This is a genomic window from Paraburkholderia fungorum (assembly GCF_046027215.1).
GTDB lineage: Bacteria > Pseudomonadota > Gammaproteobacteria > Burkholderiales > Burkholderiaceae > Paraburkholderia > Paraburkholderia fungorum_D.
In genome coordinates this window covers 2,181,529-2,201,184 of record NZ_JAQQEN010000002.1, presented here as the reverse complement: position 1 = coordinate 2,201,184, position 19,656 = coordinate 2,181,529, and the positions used below count along the sequence as shown (strand labels likewise).

15 protein-coding genes and 1 pseudogene are annotated in these 19,656 nt (G+C 60.1%); 9 read left to right on the top strand and 7 right to left on the bottom strand.

Features of this window, described 5'->3' with window-relative positions; all coding sequences use genetic code 11:
* The first annotated feature begins 19 nt into the window (after positions 1-19).
* The 4 genes and pseudogenes from PQR27_RS30305 to PQR27_RS30290 all read left to right on the top strand — a co-directional run bounded on the left by PQR27_RS30305 (position 20) and on the right by PQR27_RS30290 (position 2,427).
* Positions 20-901, top strand: coding sequence for an RNA polymerase sigma-70 factor (locus tag PQR27_RS30305; RefSeq protein ID WP_408528352.1), 882 nt, complete (start codon positions 20-22; stop codon positions 899-901).
* A gap of 181 nt (positions 902-1,082) precedes the next feature.
* Positions 1,083-1,562 (top strand): carboxymuconolactone decarboxylase family protein, encoded by a 480-nt coding sequence (locus PQR27_RS30300; RefSeq protein ID WP_408527256.1) that lies wholly within the window; start codon positions 1,083-1,085, stop codon positions 1,560-1,562.
* A 180-nt stretch (positions 1,563-1,742) separates the two neighbouring features.
* Positions 1,743-2,024: pseudogene (locus PQR27_RS30295) on the top strand (LysR family transcriptional regulator); the annotation flags it as partial.
* 175 nt (positions 2,025-2,199) lie between these two features.
* The gene (locus tag PQR27_RS30290; protein WP_408528351.1) at positions 2,200-2,427 is read left to right on the top strand and encodes an EAL domain-containing protein; all 228 of its coding nucleotides are present in this window, start codon (positions 2,200-2,202) and stop codon (positions 2,425-2,427) included.
* On the opposite strand, the gene PQR27_RS30285 is transcribed toward PQR27_RS30290, so the two are convergent.
* Positions 2,366-3,868, bottom strand: coding sequence for an ATP-binding protein (locus PQR27_RS30285; protein WP_408527255.1), 1,503 nt, complete (start codon positions 3,866-3,868; stop codon positions 2,366-2,368). The two genes, PQR27_RS30290 and PQR27_RS30285, sit on opposite strands and share 62 nt — an antisense overlap.
* Positions 3,869-4,291: 423 nt before the next feature.
* Between PQR27_RS30285 and PQR27_RS30280 the strand changes: the two genes are divergently transcribed.
* On the top strand, positions 4,292-5,272 hold the full coding sequence (locus tag PQR27_RS30280; RefSeq protein WP_408527254.1) for an alpha/beta fold hydrolase: 981 nt from the start codon (positions 4,292-4,294) through the stop codon (positions 5,270-5,272).
* Between the two features lie 138 nt (positions 5,273-5,410).
* Here PQR27_RS30280 and pdxR read toward each other — a convergent pair whose 3' ends face one another.
* From pdxR to PQR27_RS30255, 5 genes are all read right to left on the bottom strand, one after another.
* A complete protein-coding gene (gene pdxR, locus PQR27_RS30275; RefSeq protein ID WP_408527253.1) occupies positions 5,411-6,889 on the bottom strand; it encodes a MocR-like pyridoxine biosynthesis transcription factor PdxR in 1,479 nt (492 codons plus the stop codon).
* A gap of 219 nt (positions 6,890-7,108) precedes the next feature.
* Positions 7,109-7,975 (bottom strand): RNA polymerase sigma-70 factor, encoded by an 867-nt coding sequence (locus PQR27_RS30270; RefSeq protein WP_408527252.1) that lies wholly within the window; start codon positions 7,973-7,975, stop codon positions 7,109-7,111.
* 106 nt (positions 7,976-8,081) lie between these two features.
* Positions 8,082-8,300 (bottom strand): ATP-binding protein, encoded by a 219-nt coding sequence (locus tag PQR27_RS30265; RefSeq protein WP_408528350.1) that lies wholly within the window; start codon positions 8,298-8,300, stop codon positions 8,082-8,084.
* 326 nt (positions 8,301-8,626) lie between these two features.
* Positions 8,627-9,664, bottom strand: coding sequence for a LysR family transcriptional regulator (locus PQR27_RS30260; RefSeq protein WP_408527251.1), 1,038 nt, complete (start codon positions 9,662-9,664; stop codon positions 8,627-8,629).
* Between the two features lie 455 nt (positions 9,665-10,119).
* Positions 10,120-10,620, bottom strand: coding sequence for an Ohr family peroxiredoxin (locus PQR27_RS30255; RefSeq protein WP_408527250.1), 501 nt, complete (start codon positions 10,618-10,620; stop codon positions 10,120-10,122).
* Between the two features lie 553 nt (positions 10,621-11,173).
* Here PQR27_RS30255 and PQR27_RS30250 point away from each other — a divergent pair.
* Together PQR27_RS30250 and PQR27_RS30245 are read left to right on the top strand one after the other, a co-directional pair.
* On the top strand, positions 11,174-12,730 hold the full coding sequence (locus PQR27_RS30250; RefSeq protein WP_408527249.1) for a glycoside hydrolase family 28 protein: 1,557 nt from the start codon (positions 11,174-11,176) through the stop codon (positions 12,728-12,730).
* 430 nt (positions 12,731-13,160) lie between these two features.
* Positions 13,161-15,533 carry a putative bifunctional diguanylate cyclase/phosphodiesterase gene (locus PQR27_RS30245; RefSeq protein ID WP_408528349.1) on the top strand — a complete coding sequence of 791 codons (2,373 nt, stop codon included), beginning with the start codon at positions 13,161-13,163 and terminating at the stop codon, positions 15,531-15,533.
* 11 nt (positions 15,534-15,544) lie between these two features.
* On the opposite strand, the gene PQR27_RS30240 is transcribed toward PQR27_RS30245, so the two are convergent.
* Complete coding sequence (locus PQR27_RS30240) at positions 15,545-16,318, bottom strand: hypothetical protein (protein ID WP_408527248.1); 774 nt, start codon at positions 16,316-16,318, stop codon at positions 15,545-15,547.
* 592 nt (positions 16,319-16,910) lie between these two features.
* On the opposite strand from PQR27_RS30240, the gene PQR27_RS30235 reads away from it, so the two are divergent.
* Positions 16,911-18,359 carry an efflux transporter outer membrane subunit gene (locus PQR27_RS30235; RefSeq protein WP_408527247.1) on the top strand — a complete coding sequence of 483 codons (1,449 nt, stop codon included), beginning with the start codon at positions 16,911-16,913 and terminating at the stop codon, positions 18,357-18,359.
* Positions 18,360-18,434: 75 nt separating this feature from the next.
* Positions 18,435-19,649, top strand: a complete 1,215-nt coding sequence (locus PQR27_RS30230) for an efflux RND transporter periplasmic adaptor subunit (RefSeq protein ID WP_408527246.1) — start codon at positions 18,435-18,437, stop codon at positions 19,647-19,649.
* Positions 19,650-19,656 lie beyond the last annotated feature (7 nt).

Sequence of the window (19,656 nt, the reverse complement as noted above, 5' to 3'; positions counted from 1 at the left end):
CGCGAGAGAAAGTCTGTTTATGGACGACGATGCAGGTACCTTTAATGGGCTCCGCCCGCGAATGCATAAGATTGCGTATCGAATGCTCGGGTCGGTTGCCGAGGCTGAAGATGTCGTACAGGACGTTTGGCTGCGTTGGCATGCCGCCGCCCGTGAAGTCATCGTTAACACGGAGGCGTGGCTGGTCGCGGTCACGACGCGAATGTCCATTGACCGTCTGCGTGCGGCGAAGATTCAACGCGAACGCTACGCGGGCATGTGGTTGCCCGAACCGCAAATGACGGATTTCCGGGCTACGCCAGAGGGAGCGGCGGAACGGTCCGAGGACATCTCCATGGCCTTTCTGTTGCTGCTCGAGCGGCTGACGCCGGAAGCACGAGCAGCATTCCTGCTGCGCGAGATATTCGATGCGGATTATGACGAGGTCGCACAAGCCATCGGCAAGACGGAAGTGGCTTGCCGCCAACTGGTAAGCCGTGCGAAAGCGCAATTACGCGACGAGCGCCCACGTCATGTGGTGCCACGCGAGACGCATCTTCGCTTGCTGCGGATGTTCGCCCAGGCGCTGGAACGAGGCGACTTCCCCGCGATCAACGCATTGCTGGCCGAAGACGCGATGCTGATCGGGGACGGCGGCGGCAAAGTGCCGAGCTTGCCGAGACCAATGGCGGGCGGCCGGCGCATCGCGCAACTTTTCTATGCGTCGTCGCTGCGTTACGGCAGCAAACTCAGCGTCAAACTCGAGGTGCTCAACGGTCAATGGGCGCTGCTGCGTTTTATTGAAGGCAAACTCGAATCAGGATCGTCGTTCGAAACGGACGGTGAGCGCTTTGTTTGTATCCACGTGCAGCGCAATCCGGACAAGCTCGCCCGCATCGCGGCAGCACACCAGAATAGCTGAACACCGATCTTCCCGGCGCGGGTGTGCTGTACTCGGCAATTGGTGCCTCGTTGGCAACACAGTGAGTCCGTTCACACGTCTACCGAGACACACCGCGCACATCTACGATGACTTGTACGGCCTATAGCCGCTAACGGCACCCGCATAGGCGGGTGTTCACTTACCGTCGCCAGGAGAAGTCATGATGCAGCGTATCAATTATTTTCAGCAATCGCCGGTACTCGTCAAGAAGTTCGTTGAGCTCAACGAGCTACTGAAAGACAGCGCAATCGAAGAATCAATTCGTGGCCTGGTTTCAATCCGGGCGTCGCAACTCAATGGTTGTGGATTTTGTCTGGACATGCACGTGAAGGAAGCGCGTATTCACGGCGAGCGCGAACTGCGCATCCATCATCTTGCGGCGTGGCGTGAGTCGACGCTCTTCGCAACGCGGGAACGCGCCGCGCTTGCCTGGACGGAGGTGCTGACCAAGCTTCCGGAACACGGTGTGCCCGACGATATCTACGAGAACGTGCGTGCTCAGTTCTCCGAAAAGGAACTTTCGGACCTGACGTTCGAAGTGATGGCTATCAACGCATGGAACCGCGCGAACGTCGCGTTCAAACCGGTGCCGGGCTCATTCGACAAGGCATTCGGTCTGGACAAGGCGAATCTCAGCTGAGTGCGAGGGCTGCTCCGTTTCTTCAGCTTGGGTCCGCGCGGTTTGATTTGCGTACTTGAAGGATCCTGACGAATCAATTGTGATGCCCGCCGTTTATCTGCCTTGGAAGAACGGCGGCCCGTGTCACGAATGGCAGCGCTGGTACGTCTAACCGGTACAACCATTATGACTCGCGCTTCCATGTCAGACTACTCATCACGCTTTCCCACCCGCGGCGCCGATGATCTGTTCGCAAGCAGCTTTGCGGCCAGTTACGCCGGCGTCGTTTCTTTTCTGGCCGTCGTCAAGGCCGGCAGCTTTTCTCGCGCGGGTGTCCGCCTTGGAATCGGCCGATCCTCCGTTAGGCGCAACGTGCAGACACTGGAGGCCCAGCTCGACACGCGCCTCTTCCTGCGCACGAAACGCAGCACGTCGTTGACGCGCGAGGGCCAGCTCTTCTACGACTGTATTGAGAAAGCCGTGTTTTCGCTTTAAGGAGGGCTTTGTCGGCCTGCTGTGTTCAGGCGCACTTCCCGGTATTTGGCAATCGCCCAGAAGCGATGTTTTCGGCTAGCACAAGGCTGTCATGGTAGGCGTCTGGTAGCGTCAATGTAGGTCATGGGAGGAAAACTTCGCGCCATTTCGTCTTTAAGTTGAAATCACGGAGACGGCGCGCATCATTGACTTACAGACGGCGCGCCTGGTCATTGAAAAGTTTCGGGGTGAAGGGGTGCAGATCTTGCTCGACGATTTTGGTAGTGGTTATTCCAGTTTGCAGCTTCTTCGCGACCTGCGGTTGGACAAGGTCAAGATCGACAAGACTTTTATTCAATCCATGCTGACCGATCGCTCTCACCGGACCATTGATCGATTTCTGCTTGCCTGAGCTGTTCCTGTGCGTAGATCCTTTCTGACGCCATCAGGCGATAGCGAGGCACGCCGTCCTGGCCGGGCAAGACCAGCAGAAGGTGCCTGGCGACCAGCCCTTCAATAGCCTCGATCGCATCCGGCAGTTCCGCTGTACGGTTTGCTGCCGCAGCCAGGATAGCCTCCAGCGTTGCCGGTTGCTCGAAGGAGGAAAGGCGACGGAAGACTAGCCGCTCGCGCTCCGATAGCAACTGGTAACTCCATTCAATCGATGCCTCTAGTTTTCGATGTCGCGCAGGCGCATTGCGACATCCCTGCCATTGCAGACGCGATCGGGTTCCCAGCAGGCTTAATGTGCCCGCCAGGCCAAATGTCGCAACGCGCGCCGCAGCGAATTCGATGGCAAGCGCTATTCCGTCAAGCTCACGGCAAATGTCCGCAATTGCTGCGCAGTTTTGCTCCGTTTGTTCGAACGTGGCACCAGCGGCTAGTGCCCGCTCAATGAAGAGCTGTACGGCCGGATAAGTACACGCTTCTTCTGCCGAAATTGCCTTGCTCGGCGGCGGTGTGTTCAATGCCGGAAGGCGATACACGTGCTCGCCTTTTATACGCAGCGCTTCACGGCTCGTCAAAACAAAATGGGCTTCGGCACAACCGCTTATGAGTTGTTCTGTGAGTGTCGCCACATCGTCGATCAGATGTTCACAGTTATCCAGGACTATCAGCACGCGTCTATTGGAAAGGTGCCGCAACAGACATGCAAGCGGTTCGTCATGGCTATCACTTAACCCGAGTCGGTGTGCCAGCGTTAGCGCCACCTTATCGCCGCTGATAACCTCGCTGAGGTCAACAACATACACCGCCGCGGGAAAGGAGGCGGCGAGCCTGTTAGCCAGAGCAATGGCCACGGTAGTCTTGCCGATGCCACCCGGCCCAACAATGGAAATGAGTCGCTGCCGGGTCAAAGCAGACGCAAGAGACTGCACCGCATCGTCGCGCCCTGACAGCCCGGTGGCATGGGAGACGAACTGCCGCGCCGGCACTGTATCGGGAACGTTGACCGATAAGGCCGTGCAGTCAGCGATCATGCGTTCGCGGGTCAGTTGGCCTACAAAGCAATACCCGATGCCGGGGACGTTTTGCACGTAGTGCACGCCACCTTTGCCGTCGCCGAGTGCTTTGCGCAATCCAGCAATGTTGACACGCAGATTGCTTTCATCGACAACGATGTTTCGCCATGCGCGTGACATGAGAATGCGTCGATCCACCACCTCCCCAGCATGCTGAATCAGGACGATAAGAATATCGAGTGCGCGGCTGCCCAGCCGCAGGGCCGCACCCGCTCGCTCCAGGCGCCTCTCATCGGGAAAAAGTCGGAACGGACCGAAGGATACTGCTTCGCCGGATCCATACTGATTGGGACCGGCCAGGAATTCGGACGACAAAAAATCGGACGACAAAAAATTCCCCACCTATATCTAACTGAATTGCCGCCGCGATCTGCCAGATGCGACCGGCATGCCCAGGTTACCGTCAGACGAAATCATAGGCTTGTCGCGTTTCAGGCAGAAGCCTTCAAGGGGCACTCACGGTGTTACCGGAAAGGCGACAATCAGCGCGATCAATCCGTTGGGGCAGATCTCTTCAATTCACGAGTCTTCTGCATCATTCCATGGGTCCGTGATTCCAGTATTCGAGCGAATCTACGCGTACGTTAAGCGCCGTAAAAGGCTGTGAGTTTTTGGCCACCTGGCTCCGAAAGAACAACAGCGTTTTGCATCGCTTAACTGGGTCGCTCACAGCGTCGTGGCTATCCTACTGATTTGACCGGTCAGGACTTCTTCCCTTTCGAGTGCCGGTCTTCTATTTTTTGAATCAGAACCATGACTAAAGAATCAGGAAAGCCTTCCCTTGACGCAAAACGGCGCAATTTGATGATTGGCGGGGTCGTCGGGACAATGGCCAGCACCCTCGCTATGGGTGCCGGCAAGCAAATGAAACTCGGATCCAGCCGGCAAGCTTCGAAAAACACAGATGACGTGATCCGCACAAAGGACGGTGTGGATTTGTACTTCAAGGACTGGGGTCCCAAGGACGGTCCGGCTATCACGCTGAGTCATGGCTGGCCGCTCAGCTCGGATAGCTGGGAGAATCAGGCCTTTTTCCTCGCGTCGCAAGGTTTTCGCGTCATCACCCATGATCGTCGCGGCCATGGCCGTTCGAGCCAGCCGTGGGAGGGCAACGATATGGACCACTATGCGGACGACCTCGCGACCGTGATAGAGACGCTGGGTTTGCGCAACGTCGCTGTGGTTGGCTTTTCGACAGGAGGCGGCGAAGTCGCACGCTATATCGGCCGTCATGGCACATCACGTGTATCGAAGATCGGCCTGATTTCGGCGGTTCCGCCGCTGATGGTTAAGACCACGGGCAATCCGGGCGGCGTGCCTGTCGAAGTCTTCGATGATATTCGCAACGGCATGATTGCTAATCGTGCTCAGCTGTTCAAGGATATTCCAGCGGGTCCGTTCTACGGTTTCAATCGCCCGGGTGCGAAGGCTTCTCAAGGTTTGATCGACGCGTGGTGGCTGCAAGGGATGACGGGCGGATTCAAAAATACCTACGACTCAGTCAAGGCCTTTTCCGAAACGGATTTCACGGCGGATCTGAAGAAGTTCGACAAGCCGACGCTGATCGTGCATGGGGAAGATGACCAGATCGTACCGATCGATATTGCGGGGCGCGCCAGCAGGAAGCTGGTGCCTCACGCCATCCTTAAGGTGTATCCCGGCGCGCCGCACGGACTGACGGAGACACACAAGGATCAGCTTAACCAGGATCTGTTGTCGTTCCTGCTCAGCTGATTGCGAGGCAGGCTTGCCGGTCGCGCAAGCCACTGCCGTTGCGCGGGTCGTGCTCAGCACGACCTCGCCGGCCGGGGAATGCGCCGTGGCAGAAGAAAGACGTGAGCGAATGCGAACGGATCCTGGGTAGCCGCCGCATCACGCGGCCTCGCGTAAAGCCAGGGCAATTTTTTGTGCCGTCCGATCGATTTCCTCTTCATCGAAGGGCGCAAATCCCATGACCAGGCTCGCGGGATGGTCATGACGGGTTGTGTACCGGCCTAGCGGCGCTGCTTCTATGCCGGCAGCGGCGAGGCGACGTGCCGCAGTAGTTTCGTCAAGCCGCACCAGACGTCCCACCACATCCAGGCCGGCCTGGGCGGACGGAATGTCGATCAAACCCTGCCAGTAGCGCCCGGCCGCGTGTTCAAATGCCTGCGAACGAGCTGCGTAAATCTTGTTCATGCGCCGAATATGGCGATCGAAATGCCCGTCGGCCAGAAAATCTGCGAGAACGGCCTGCGCCAGACCGTTCGCACTACGCGAGGTTATCGACGCAGCGCGCTTGAACGGGTCGACAAGGCGCGCCGGCAACGCGACAAAAGCCAGCCGGAGCGCAGGGAACATGAGTTTGCTGAACGTGCCCGACAGTATGACGTGAGTGTCGCCGCCCGGTAGGCTTTGCAATGCCGGAATAGGTTTGGCGGCGAAGCAATACTCGCTGTCGTAGTCGTCTTCAAAAATGATGGCATTGTGTTCGAGAGCCCAGCGAAGTAGCGCCATGCGTCTAGCGGCAGATAGACATACGCCTAGCGGCGCGTGACGCGACGGCGTCACATAGGCGAGCACCGCTGATGGCGCGTCGCGCACACCGTCTTCCACACGCATTCCGTGCTGGTCGACGGCGATATCGACAATTTTTGCACCCGCTGCGTGCATGACCTGGCGTGCGCCGATATGGCCAGGGTCTTCCATCCATACCGAATCATCTGGCCCAGCCAGCAGGCGCATGCATAGATCGAGGGCCTGCTGGACACTGCTCACGATGACGATCTGTTCCGGCGATACCGAGACCGCGCGTGCGATAGCCAGGTGATCGGCGATGGCCGAACGCAGTGCGGGCAGTCCGGCGGGACTTGCTTCACGAAGAGAATCAAGGCGGGAAGATCGCAGTTGCCGCACATGCAATTGACGCCATACATCCATTGGAAACGCACGGACGTCACCCCTGTGGGGAAGAAACGGACGGGGCGGCATATTCGATACGTTGAGCGGAAACGCGGGGTCGTGTTCCACCAGTCGCTTGATCCACGGACCTTTGGGTATCTGATCGAGTGCCGTGGGCGTAGACGCGGGACGGGGCGGTGTAGACCCGGCGTGCAAGCTGAGACCAGGAATCAGACGGCTGACACGCGTGCCGCTGCCGGCGCGGGCAACCAGATAGCCCTCGGATAGCAACTGCTCGTAGACGGCAAGGACCGTTCCGCGGGCGACATCGTATTGCCGTGCGAGTGTTCGCGTGCCGGGCAAGATGCTATCTACCGGCAAGCGCCCGGTAAGAATCGCCTGTCTCAATCCGTCGTACAACCAGCGCTGCAATCCCTCGCCGGCAGCGGGTGCGCCGAGAGGAAGTGACAAGACCAAAGTGGGTTTTCTGCTCTGCCTGTGTTTGCGAGGCGGCTGACTGCGATCATTCATAAGGTCTTAAACTGGCCCACGCTGCGATAGTTGCCCGGCCAGGACGGCAACCGCGAGCGGTTAAACGGGTCGAGTGTGGAGTTGCGCTTGCGTCGTTTCGGCAAGGCTTGCATCCCGCTCTACAGTCTTAGACGTACCAGCTACGATATTTGTGACAGCCTAAAGCGGCGGTGCGGCAGAAAGTTTGTCAGGATTTCGCACTTTATACACAGCAGTGATACGCCCCGCCTCGATCGTGAAGGCGTTCGCTGATTCGATCTGGCCATCCACATACCGAAGCAGGCCAAGCGTACCGTTGATGCGTGCCGGCCGATACACTACCTTGCCGGGTGCCGAGTGCTCGACCGACCAGAAAACACCGGCCACGCGCGCGGCGCCCTGCAGGATCCGCCCGAATGACGGCACCTTGCCGCCGCCGTCGGTGACCAGCTCGGCGTCGGGGCTGAGCATTGACTTCATGGCCTCGCGGTCGCCAGTGCTCGCCGCTTGCATAAAGCGGGTCAGCAGATCGTTATGCTCCTGTTCCGACACGGTGTAGCGCGGCCGGCCTTCCCGCACGCGTTCAGCCGCGCGGCTGACAAGCTGGCGGCAGGCAGCCTCGGATTTTCCAACGATGGATGCAATTTCCCGGTAGTCGAGGTCGAACGCCTGCCGCAAAAGGAAAGCGGCTCGTTCATCCGGGGATAGACGTTCGAGCACCCAGAGGAACGCCACCGACACATCGCTTGCCAGCTCTGCCGCGGCTTCGGGGGTGTCCTCGTGCGACTCGATCAACGGTTCCGGAAGCCAGCAGCCGAAATAGGTCTCCTGCTCGCTCTTGCGGGCGCGCAGGCGGTCGATCGACAGGCGCGTCGTCACGGTGACCAACCAGGCTTCCGCCGAGCGCATCTCGGCGCGATCGGCCTCATGCCAGCGCAGCCAGGCGTCCTGGACTACGTCCTCGGCATCCGAGCGCGTTCCCAACATTCGGTACGCAATGCCGAACAGACGGGGCTTCAGTGTGGTGAAGGTCTCTACGGCATCCATAGTCCAAGGCTCGAAGATCAATATTAGACGTTTTGGCAATGCAGATTGTGACATCGATGAAAGCGACCGCCTCTTGCGGCGGCTTCAATATTCCGATTAGTTCCGATCACAACGAAACGGCCGGGTGGCCCGGCACGGTGAATCGAACCGCGGCGCCGCGGGGCAGGTTCGCGCTGGCCCACAGCTGGCCGCCATGCGCGTCGATAATCGAACGGCAGATCGACAGCCCCATCCCCAAACCGGTGGGCCTCGTCGTGTAGAACGGGGCGAAAACGCGCTCGGCGCTCTGCGGAGCAAAGCCCGGTCCAAGACGCGCGTCGTCCAGCCCAATGCGCGCACGACGCTCGCGGTCGCGCAGCGGACGGCTTCGTCGTCGTCGACAATGCAGACAACCGGGTTGGTAATCAAAACTCGGACCTCGACTATCGCGCGCAAGTCCGCCGACCCGACGGGCTTGCGCCGTGAATCCTTAGTCGTTACAGATTAGTCCGGAAGCGGTGGGACCCAAATCATACTGACGTATGGGGCGGGGCGTCCGCGTCCGGAATTCCGGTTCGCGCGCGAGCGACGGCGTGCCTCGACGTTCCGCTGCAGAAGTGTCGCGACCGCCCGCAGGATAATCGCGCCCGCCGCGCAGCCACGAAACCAGATTCATGCTGCCATTCCCTCTGCCGAAGGCCCGTTTGCATCGGCGTTGAACCCGGTCAGGCAATTCAGATCGAGCGCGCGGATCTGCTCGGTCATAAAGTCGATGAAGACACGAATGCGCGTCGGCAAGTGCCGCCGGCTCAGGTAGCAGATGTAGTGTCCGCCGTCGTCGGGCACATGCCTCGCCAACGCGACGACGAGTTCATTGGCCGCAATGTGATCGCGGATCTGATAGCCGGCCATCTGCGCAATGCCGGAGCCCTGCAGAACCGCATGCAAGACCAGGTCGGCATCGTTCAAGGTGAGGCGGGCTGTCGGCAGGTATTTCCGCACGCGGCCGTCGACCTTGAACTCCCATTCGAACACCCGGCCGCTGGAGAAGCGAAAGTTGATGCATTCATGCTGGCACAACTCTTCCACCGTATGCGGCAGGCCGTGCGCCTTAGCGTAGGATGGTGCGGCGCACAGCGCCATCTGCATCGGAATCAACTGCTTGGCGATGATGCTGGAATCCTCGATACGCCCACTGCGGAAGGCCACGTCGATCTGCTCGGAGGCAAAATCCGTCGGCCGGTCGTCGAGCAGCAGATCGACGGCAATGTCGGGGTAGGCCTTGATAAACTTTTCCAGTAGCGGCGCCACCACCTTCCTGCCGAAGCCCACCGTCGAGCTGATGCGGATCAGGCCGCGAGGCGGCCCCTCGCGAAGCTCCAGCATGTCGTTCATGGCTTCCGCGATATGCGTGACACCCTGGTGACAGTTCTCGAAGAACCGCTGGCCTTCACGCGTCAGTTGCGTGCTGCGCGTGGTGCGTAGAAACAGCCGCGTACTCAACTGCGTTTCCAGCTTCTGGACGTTCCGGCTCACAGCCGATCTGCCGACACCCAGACGTTCGCCGGCCTTGGCGAAACTCCCCTCGCTCGCCACCGCCATGAATGCCATGATGCCCGCATAGCTCGCGGCGATGCTTGTGGACAGCGCGTCAGCGCGATTCGGCAAACCGAGGCGAAAGCAGCGTTCCGATGTGTCCGATTGATCCATTTTGCTACCCCCAAAAGAAATCAGATGCGACCCTGGGTTGCCATGCACTGCGGCATCCCTGCCGCCGTCACGTGCGTTCCAGGTGTTTCTTTCAACTGATTACAAATCTATGTCGCGGGCAGGGGAAAGAACATTCAACGAACGGCTGACTTTGTACCTACGAACGAGGGGGGCCCTCATACTTGAATATGAGGTGTCGACGGTATGCCTTCGCACTCGGGGGCAGCGCTCCGGGCGGTTTGCGTGCGCTGCAACCCCGCGCTTGCCATGACGGCTGGTAAGTCAGCCTCACGGCTCACGGCTCACGGCTCACGGCGTGAGGGATGGGTACGGGCCCGACGAACCCAATCGGCAGTCGACGTACGCGACACATTCGGGGTAAAGGCTGGGCGCAAATAGGCAGTCTGTCACCATGGCGCTACGCGCGCTCTCGCCGGAGGAAGGCGCATTTTGCGTCAGTCGACAACGGTCACGATATTGATGGTTCCTTGTCTGGCCATTTTTGCATACGGGCAAAAACGCTCTGCGCTTCGAACCAGCTCTTCCACCACGTTTCGCTCAACACCCGGCATCCGGACCCGGATATCGATGGCCAATGCATAGCCTCCATCGACAGGATCACGACCGAACGAGACCTGCACCTCCACAACCGTATCGGTAATCTCCATCGCGGCGCGATTTCCGAGCAGGATCAGCGCCCCGTGAAAGCATGCTGCAAAGCCGGCGGCGAACAACTGCTCGGGATTGGTCCCGGTGCCGGGTCCCCCGAGCTCGCTGGGCAGCCGCAGATCCAGAACCAGATTCCCGTCATCTGAACGGGCCACGCCCGATGCACGGCCGTGCCCCGTCTCGCCGCCAGAAACGGTGACGGTCGTTGTGTACAGTGGCTCAAAATCCCGGCCGCGATACCTGTCGAGGAGCGAAAGCGGCGGTGGTTGCAGTTTCTCGTTGCCCATGATGTGTTCTCGAGATCGTTGCTGCCGATCGGGCCGGCACCGGCGATAGCAACGGTGTTCATCGTGCAGCCTGATTCCTGATGAGACTACGGAGTACCCCTGAATCAATAGTAGGTGGGCGCGGATGGTGAGGGTAGAGCCGTCGACGGACTCGTGATGTTTCCAATTTGGCGCCAATCCGAATAGGCAGATGAAATCGGAGTACTCGTCATGGAGCGCGCCTTCAGTGGTCGTCGTCGAACCGCGTCGATTGACGACTGAACTGCTTCAGGTTGTAGGATGTCGCATCATAAAAATGCGATCACCGGCCAGAATCGACATTCTCCGCGTGCGGTCCCAACTACTTCGATTGACTAAAAAAGAAAACAGAATCCTGCTCGCGCACACAGTATGGGATTCGTTTTCCAATATTTAGGAAGCTGCCCGGAATTGCTGGCGTAAATCTGAAATATAAAGACGTCGAGGGTAAACTCTATTGTCTGACATCGCATGAATACCGAGAATGGCCTCCGACCATATTTCGAGTCTTGACCTGGAAACATCGGAGGGGAACATGAAAACAGGCTTGTTGGCGATTGCGTGTGCGTGCATGGTTCTGGCAGGTTGCAGTGGGGATGGCATATCCGGTAGCCCGACGTACAACGTCAAGGACTTCGGCGCGAAGGGCGACGGTACAACCGACGACACGGCAGCCATTCAGAAAACACTCGACGCAGCGAGCGCCGCGAAGGCGACGGTCGTGTTTCCGCAGGGCACTTTCATGACCGGCGCATTGTTCGTCGGTTCGAATACGACCTTGCAAGTGGATGAAGGCGTGACGCTGAAGGCCATCCAGGCCCAGTCATGGTGGAACATCGAAACGCCCATTGCGTCTGGCGCAACGAACGGCTTTTATCCGGATGGCCTCTCTCACTACCCGCAGGTGCCGACCCGTGTGCAGGGCATCGAGATGAACTGGGCATCGGCGATCATCAATGTTCGCAATGCCAACAATGTGGTCATCACCGGCAAAGGCGTGATCGACGGCAACGGGCAATCGTGGTGGTCGCATTACTACGCAGAGGGCACGTCGTTTCACACCGCGCAAGGCGTGACATGGGCGCTCAACTGGGACGAGCAGCGGCCACGCGGTATCGAAACATTCCATTCGACGAATGTCACCATCAAAGACGTGACTGTTCAGAATTCCCCGTTCTGGACCGTTCATATCTGCTATTCGGATCAGGTGCATCTGGACGGCGTCAAGGTCTACAACTTCCCGACTGCCGCGACCGGGATCATGCCGAGTACCGATGGTATCGATCTGGATTCCTCGACGAACATTCTGGTGGAGAACGCGGACATCGTCGCGAACGACGACGGCTTCGTCATCAAGTCGGGGCGTGACGGCGACGGGCTTCGTGTCAACAAGCCGACAGCGAACGTGGTGATCCGCAATTCCGTGGTTCGGGCCGGTGCGACCGCATTTACGATCGGCAGCGAAACGTCCGGCGGCGCGAACAATATCGAAGTGTCCAACATCCAGGTCACGCCGCTCACCGGGCAGATCAACAGCAACGTCGGATACAAGGCGGGCGGCCCGGCCGTCTATAGCGCGTTCGTATTCAAATCGGCGCCGACGCGCGGTGGCACGATGGAAAATGTCTATATCCATGACATTACCGTCGACGATGCTTATTACTTCATGCAGGGCAACGAAAACTGGCCGGCAGGCGGGACGGTTCCGGCCACGTTTGGTTCCACTTACGTGGAGCCTTCATACTGGCCGCCGATTCTCGTGATGCCGGCTACACCCGAAGACGGATATCCGATTTACCGGAATTTCAAATTCGAGAACATCACGATGAAGCATGTCGAGACGGCTGTGTTCGGTGTGACGGGCTATACGCTTGCTGGCGAGGCGGAGAAGGGCCGGTTTACGAATTTCACGTTCAACAATGTGAATATCACGGCCGTCAATTCAGCGGGCAAATCGGTGGGCGCCGGGTCGATCGCCAATGCCGGGAACTGGGTGTTCACTAATAGCACCATCAAGAACGCTGGCGGCGCGAACATCGTTCCCACTTTGCCGTCTACGACGAGTAACGTCACCGGGTTGCCGGGGCAGTAAGCCCGGAAGTGGGCGGGGCGGTCGCTACGGCCTGGACGCGTGTCGCGATCGCGTCGCCGTGCCGGCCGCCCCGGTGAACTATGCCCAAACACCGCCCTCTGCAATCCACCCACGCGAGCCCTTTAGAAAAAGCCAGAGCCTGCCGTTAACTAGCGGTGGTCCGACAAAACGTGGACCGGGATCGGAGTCGTCCGTCAGCTACTCGGTTCAAAAGCAACGAACTGAGCCAACTTCGGGTCGCGACTTCCGGATGCGCACGTCGTCTACGGGCAGACTGACATTCCAGTTTTGTTCTGCCCAATCTGCCCGAACAGTCGACGTGCCGTTCCATATCGGAGCAATCGTGACCAGACAGAACGGTACCCAATGGCGTCGATACCTGTGGCGACGCAACGCAGGCGCAGGCCGGGTTGAGCAGACGTCATTGAACGTGCCGCCCGAGCGGCGCACGGCAGTATTTGGACTTGTCCTCGTTCTGTTGAGCGTGCCGCTTCTGGCGTTCTGGGGAGCCTATGAAAGCCTGAGCGCCGGGTTCGCCGCGCAGGCTGCCAACGAGGCGAATAAAGCTTTCGAGGAAGCCCGTTACAGCGTCGCATGGGAGGAATCGGCCGAACGCAAGTACTTCCTGGACCCACGTCCGGAGGTTCTGCGCGAGCACAGCGAGGCCGGCCAGGCCCTTGACGCGTCGCTGAAGAAGGCGCTGGCGCTGGAGCCAGGCAGCAGCGCGATGCTGCACAGCCTGCTGGAGAAGCACGCGAAGTATCGATCGTTCGCGAAGCCGATGTTCAAGGCCGTCGATGATCACGACATCGCGAGAGCCAACGAGATCGACGAGGATTCGGCCGATCCGCTCTTCGACGACATCGAGCAAAAGGTCCTCGCAGCAGCGGCACAGCACCGCGACGATGCGACGAAGCAACTCGACCGGCTCGTTGCAGTGCAACGGATCGTCCTGATCTCGACCCCCGTAGTTCTGGCGATCGGCGTGGGGCTCGCGCTGCTGTTTCTTCAGATGCTGCGGCGTATTCGCAGGAACGTGGATGCAGCCGCCCAGGACGCGCTGCGCACGAGTGAACAGAGGTTGCAGGCGCTTGTCGCCAACACGTCGGATGCGATACTCGTTTCCGACGTCAACGGGACGGTGACTTACGAGGCGCCGACGCGCAGACCGGATCCCTTGAAGAACATGGGCCAGCTCGTCGGCACCAGCCTGCTCGATCCGATTCATCCTACTGACCGTCCCACGCTGCAGGGCCTGCTGGAGACCGTGTCGTCGACGGCTCGATCCACGAAATCCATCGAGATCCGTACTCGAGGTGAGGGCGATGCGTGGCGCTATATTCAGCTTACCTTGACGAATCTGCTCAACGAGCCGGCTGTCGGCGCGATCGTGGCGACCGCGAGCGACACCACCGAACGAAAGAACTTCGAAGAGCAGCTCGCGCGACGGGCGTTCTACGATACGCTCACCTCGTTACCGAACCGTGCACTGCTGCTTGATCGTATTAGCCAGGCCGAAGCTCGCGCGCGTCAACGCAATGCGATGATCGGCGTCGTTTTCATCGACCTGGACAACTTCAAGCGGGTGAATGACAGTCTCGGACATCACGTCGGAGACCAGTTGCTGATCGCGGCGGCCAAGCGCCTCGAAGGATGTGTGCGCCCGTCCGACACCGTCGCGCGGTTAGGCGGAGACGAGTTCGTCATTCTGCTGGAACACCTGGGCAGCGAAGCAACGGGCGAAGGCACCCTGGTCGCGGACCACATCCTTGCGCAGTTCAGTCAACCGTTCGATCTCGACAACAAGCAGTACATCGTTAGCGCGAGCGTCGGGCTGGCATTCGCGCATGCTGGCGGCGGTCGCGGTGATGCTGACACGTTGTTGCGGGACGCCGACGTCGCGATGTACCGGGCCAAGAATGGCGGAAAGGGCCGTTATGTGGTTTTCGAAGAGAACATGCACGCGGAAGCCGTCAAAAAGCTGGAGATTGAAACGGACCTGCGTTACGCGATCGAGCATCGCGAACTACGCGTGTATTTTCAGCCCATCATGCAGCTTCAGGCGGCCGGGTTCCGTGAAATGGAAGCGCTCGTGAGGTGGCAGCATCCCACGCGAGGCTTGTTGCCGCCGTCCGAGTTCATCGCGATTGCAGAAGAAAGCGGCCTGATCATTCCGCTCGGACGCTACGTACTGGAAGAGGCTTGCCAGCAAGTCGCCCGCTGGCAGCGGGAGTTCCCAGCGGAGCCGCCGCTGCAGATGAGCGTCAATCTCTCCCCTCGGCAGTTCGATGATCCCAACCTCGTTGCCGACGTGGCTGCGGCGCTGTCCAGTGCTCAGATTGGCCCTGGCTCGCTGAAACTGGAGGTCACGGAGGGCCTGATCATGCGGGATACGGCAAAGAGCATCGAGACGCTCCAGAAACTGAAAGATTTTGGTGTAACGATCGCCATCGATGACTTTGGCACGGGTTACTCATCGCTAAGTTATCTTCGCAAGCTGCCGCTGGATGTTCTGAAGATCGACCGCTCCTTTGTTCAGGGCATCGGTACGAGTGCCGAGGATGACGCAATCGTTCGAGCCGTCATCTCGATGGCGCAGTCGCTTGGACTGTCCGTCACGGCCGAAGGGATCGAAACGAGCGAGCAGGCAAGGCTCCTTCGGGAATGGTCCTGCCAGACTGGACAGGGCTATCTTTTTTCACAACCTGTACCTGCAGAGGAGTTCGCCGGTCTGTTTCGTACGGGTTCTGCCGGTTCCAGCCGCTACCATTGCGCGGGGGACGTCACCATGGAACTGCTCTGACCCATGTTGTCTCACATCATTCCGCCCAGGCCTCCAGTACCGCCCGCCCCGGTCCCACCGGTCCCGCTTGTGCCGCCAGCTGGTGCTGTCGCAATCGGATGCGCGGCCCCCGTCGTGGCCATGAGTGTGACGGCGGCTGCGTCTGGTTCGCCGTTGGCGTCGATTGCGCCGCGAGCGAAGAGTGCTTCGAGATCACTGTCCTCGCCGGGTTGGCCGACAGTGAATGCGGTGGTCAGAAAATTGGGGGTAGAAAGTGTCACACCGTACGTTTGCTGCAGACTCTGGACGACAGCGGCCTGCGCAGTCATGACCGCGGTCTGATTCTGCAGCGTTTGCTGGAACTGCGTGTTCGTCGCGAAGCCGACGATGAGCCCGTTTTCATTCGTACCGAGTTGCGCCGCGAGATACGATAACAACAGATCCGTCTCCGGCGTGACGTTGTACGTGCCGCCAGCGAACGCTGTGGAATGCAGTGTCGTTCCGGCCGAAGTCGCAGCGATCATGCATGGCATGACTGCGCCGAACGTCGCGTGGTAGTTTCCGTTCGCGCCTGCTGTGACTGACATCGAGCCCTGTGCGCAGTCGATGCTAATCGTCGCGTTCGCGAGTGCCTTGCCCGTTGCCGCCGTACCGGCGATCGACACCATCGGCATGCTGCTTGTGCTACCGATGCCAACTCCGGGGCCACTTCCTCCGCCGCCGCCGCAGCCGGCGAACAGCACCACGGATGCAATTTGCAGCAGTCCGCTGGTGGATCGAATAACGTGCGATTGTCGAATGCTCATCGAAGTCGGCCGCGGATTCGGATATGTCGTATAAACGATTTGCCGCCGTGGCCTATTCCACTTTTGCGCAAAATTTTTTGCTGCGCCTGAAGATCACTTTTCCGGATATGCCGGAAAAAATTCGACATCCTGATGAATGAATGGAAATTGTCGGCTTTGGTGATTGTCCTGCGCTGCCATGCGAGGAACCTCGTCCGCAGCGTGCGTTTGCGGCACAACAAGTGAGAGTGGAGGAAGATGGCGTGGCGCCGCCGATGTAATCGGGTCGCGTACGTCGCGGCGATCGGGATTGATATTTTCTTCTAAGGTACTTAAATATACAAAGTTTGCGTCATCTCGTTGTCGGACTGCCGGTCCGATGAGCGGAACGAGTCTGCATAGGACCGGAGTAAGCGCCATGGGGCTGGACTAAGCGCTAAAGCTCCAACTCCAGCCGAGCCGACATGCCAATTCCGGTCGGCACAGGGGAATGCACTTGAACAGTCATTCGCGCATCTTGGGAGTTGCTTACGAAAACGTTACGCGTTTCCGATCGCGGCGCGCGGTGATAAGTGGCGTCGCGCTTGTCGCCGCCACGTCCCTTGCAGCGTGCATGGTCGGTCCGGACTATCGCAAGCCCGAGGTCCAGGTGCCGCAAGGGTTCAAGGAAGGCGTCGACTGGCAGCGTGCCGAGGCAAATCCGCAGGCTGCGATCTCCAGTACGTGGTGGCGCATGTATGGCGACGACCAGCTAAATGGTCTGGTCGAGCAGGCCTTGACGGCCAACCAGTCGATCGCGGCGGCCGAGGCCGCCTACCGGGTTGCCCTCGCAACGGTAGAGGCCAATCGGGCAGGCCTGTTTCCGATCGTTACCGCGGGGCTCGCCGGCGCGCGCTCTGGCGGCAATATCCAGGGGCTCTCGGCGAGTTCCGGTTCGTCGGCTTCGCCGGGCAACGTCGTGGCGGCTACCGGGGCCGTCAGCTGGGAACTGGACCTGTGGGGACAGATTCGGCGCGAGATCGAGGAGGCGAAAGCGAACGCCGAGGCGTCGGATGCACAGCTTGCCGGTGAGCGCATCTCGATCGCGGCCAGTGTCGCGACCGACTACTTCCAGCTACGGCAGGCCGACTACGACATTCGTGCGCTGCAGGAGCAGCAGGCCATCTACAGCCGCATTCTGGTGATGACGCAGACCGGCCTCAAAGAAGGTGCAGCGTCAAACGACGACGTGCTCGACGCGCAGCAGAACATTCAAACGGTGATTGCCGACCTGCAGGCGACCGAAACGATACGCGAGCAGGACGAGCACGCAATTGCCGTGCTGACCGGTACGCCGCCCGAATCGCTCACCATCGCACCCGATCCGGACTATCCGTTCCCTCATCCCGACGTGCCGCCCGCGCTGCCTTCGCAACTGCTCGAGCGGCGCTACGACGTGGTGAGCGCCGAGCGCACGGCGGCGGCGGCCAATGCAAGCATCGGTGTCGCCGAAGCCGCGTACTTCCCGACCTTCACGCTCTCGGCCCAGGGCGGTTTTGCGCACAACACTTTTGCGCATCTGTTCACGGTGCCGAGCCGCTTCTGGACGCTCGGCCCCGATCTCGCCGCTACCATTTTCGACGGCGGCGAACGCACGGCCGCGGTACACAAGGCGCGCGCGACCTACGACCAGGACGTCGCGAACTATCGCAATACAGTGCTGACGGCGTTCCAGAGCGTGGAGGACAGCCTGTCGTCGATGAACCACCTGCGGGCGCAGGAAAGCGCGCTCACGTACGTGCTCGACAGCAGCAGCCGGCTGTTCGCGAGTCAACAGGCGCAGTTTGCCGCCGGCGCGGCCAGCGAGCAGAACGTGCTGACCCAGCGGCTGACCCTGATCCAGGCACAGCAGGGCGTGCGCGATACGCAGGCGCTGCTTGCCGAGAGCAACGTGTTACTCGTCAAGAACCTTGGCGGCGGCTGGCAGCGTGATGACGCCAAGGTCGCTTCGGTGCCGGCCGCCGCTTCATCGCCCGCTTCGGAAGCGACAGTACAACCTGCTTCGGCGCAGTCAGCCGACTGACTCACATGCTGGTCCATAAGATCTGGCATGCCGCGCAGCCCGCGTGTGCCGGCCTCAAGCAAGAACGGAGTTCTCATGAAGTCACGTCCTCAGCGCGCGTCGCTGTCGTATCTGTGTCTGATCGTACTCGCCGCCTGTTCGAAAAGCGCGCCGCCGCCTCCGCCGCCCCAGGTCGCCGTAGTGAAGGCGCAATCGCAGACGGTGCCGCTCGAGCGTCAGTTTGTCGGCCGGCTTTCGCCCTATTACAGCGCAAATGTCACGGCGCGCGTGTCCGGCGTGCTGCTGCGGCGCACCTACACGGAAGGCTCGCAGGTTCGCGCGGGGCAACAGCTATTCGAAATCGATCCGGTCTTTTACCGCGCGCAGCTCAATAGCGACCTCGCGCTGCTGGCCGAGGATCAGGCGACCTACGTCAACAACCACATCACCGCCTTGCGCAACCGTAAGCTGCTGCCGGTCGGGTCAGTCTCGCAGCAGACGGTCGACAATTCCGATGCTGCCGAACGCAGCGCCGCGGCCAAGATCAAGGCTGACCAGGCGAACGTCGAGAGCGCGCGGGTCTCGCTCAACTACACGCGTGTGACGGCACCGATCAGCGGTATCGCCGGACAGCAACAGGTGACGGCGGGCGCGGTGGTCGGCACCAGCACATCGGACACGGGTGGCAACGGCACGCTGCTGACGACGGTCCAGCAGATTGATCCGATGTATGTGAACTTCACGATCAGTTCGGCCGATCTGGCGACGCTGCAGCAGTCGCAGAGCAACGGTTCGGTTGATCTGCAGCAGCAGAACCAGACCACGGTGCAGATCGGGCTGCCCAATCATACGTCGTACGGCACGGCGGGCACGCTTGATTTCTCCGACGTGACGGTGAATGCGGCGACCGGCTCGATCAATATGCGCGCGCTCGTCGCGAACCCGCAGCGGCGTCTGCTGCCCGGCATGTATGTGACGCTGGCCGTCAATTTCGGCCGGCAGAACAATGTGTTCCTGGTCCCGCAGCAGGCACTCCAGCGCGACACGGTCGGCGCATACGTCCTGGTGGTCGGCGCGGATAACAAGGTGGCGCGCAAGGACGTCGAGGCGGCCAATAACCTCGGCAACAGCTGGATCGTGACGCACGGGCTGGCAGAGGGCGACCAGATTATCGTGACGGGTGTGCAGATCGCGCGGGAAGGGGCCGCGGTGAAGACAGTCACATGGCAGCCGCCTGCGGCGCCAGGTTCGGCGCCGGTGTCCGCGGCGTCATCGGCTTCGGCTTCGGCTTCGGCCGGCATGGCGAAGTAGGAGACCG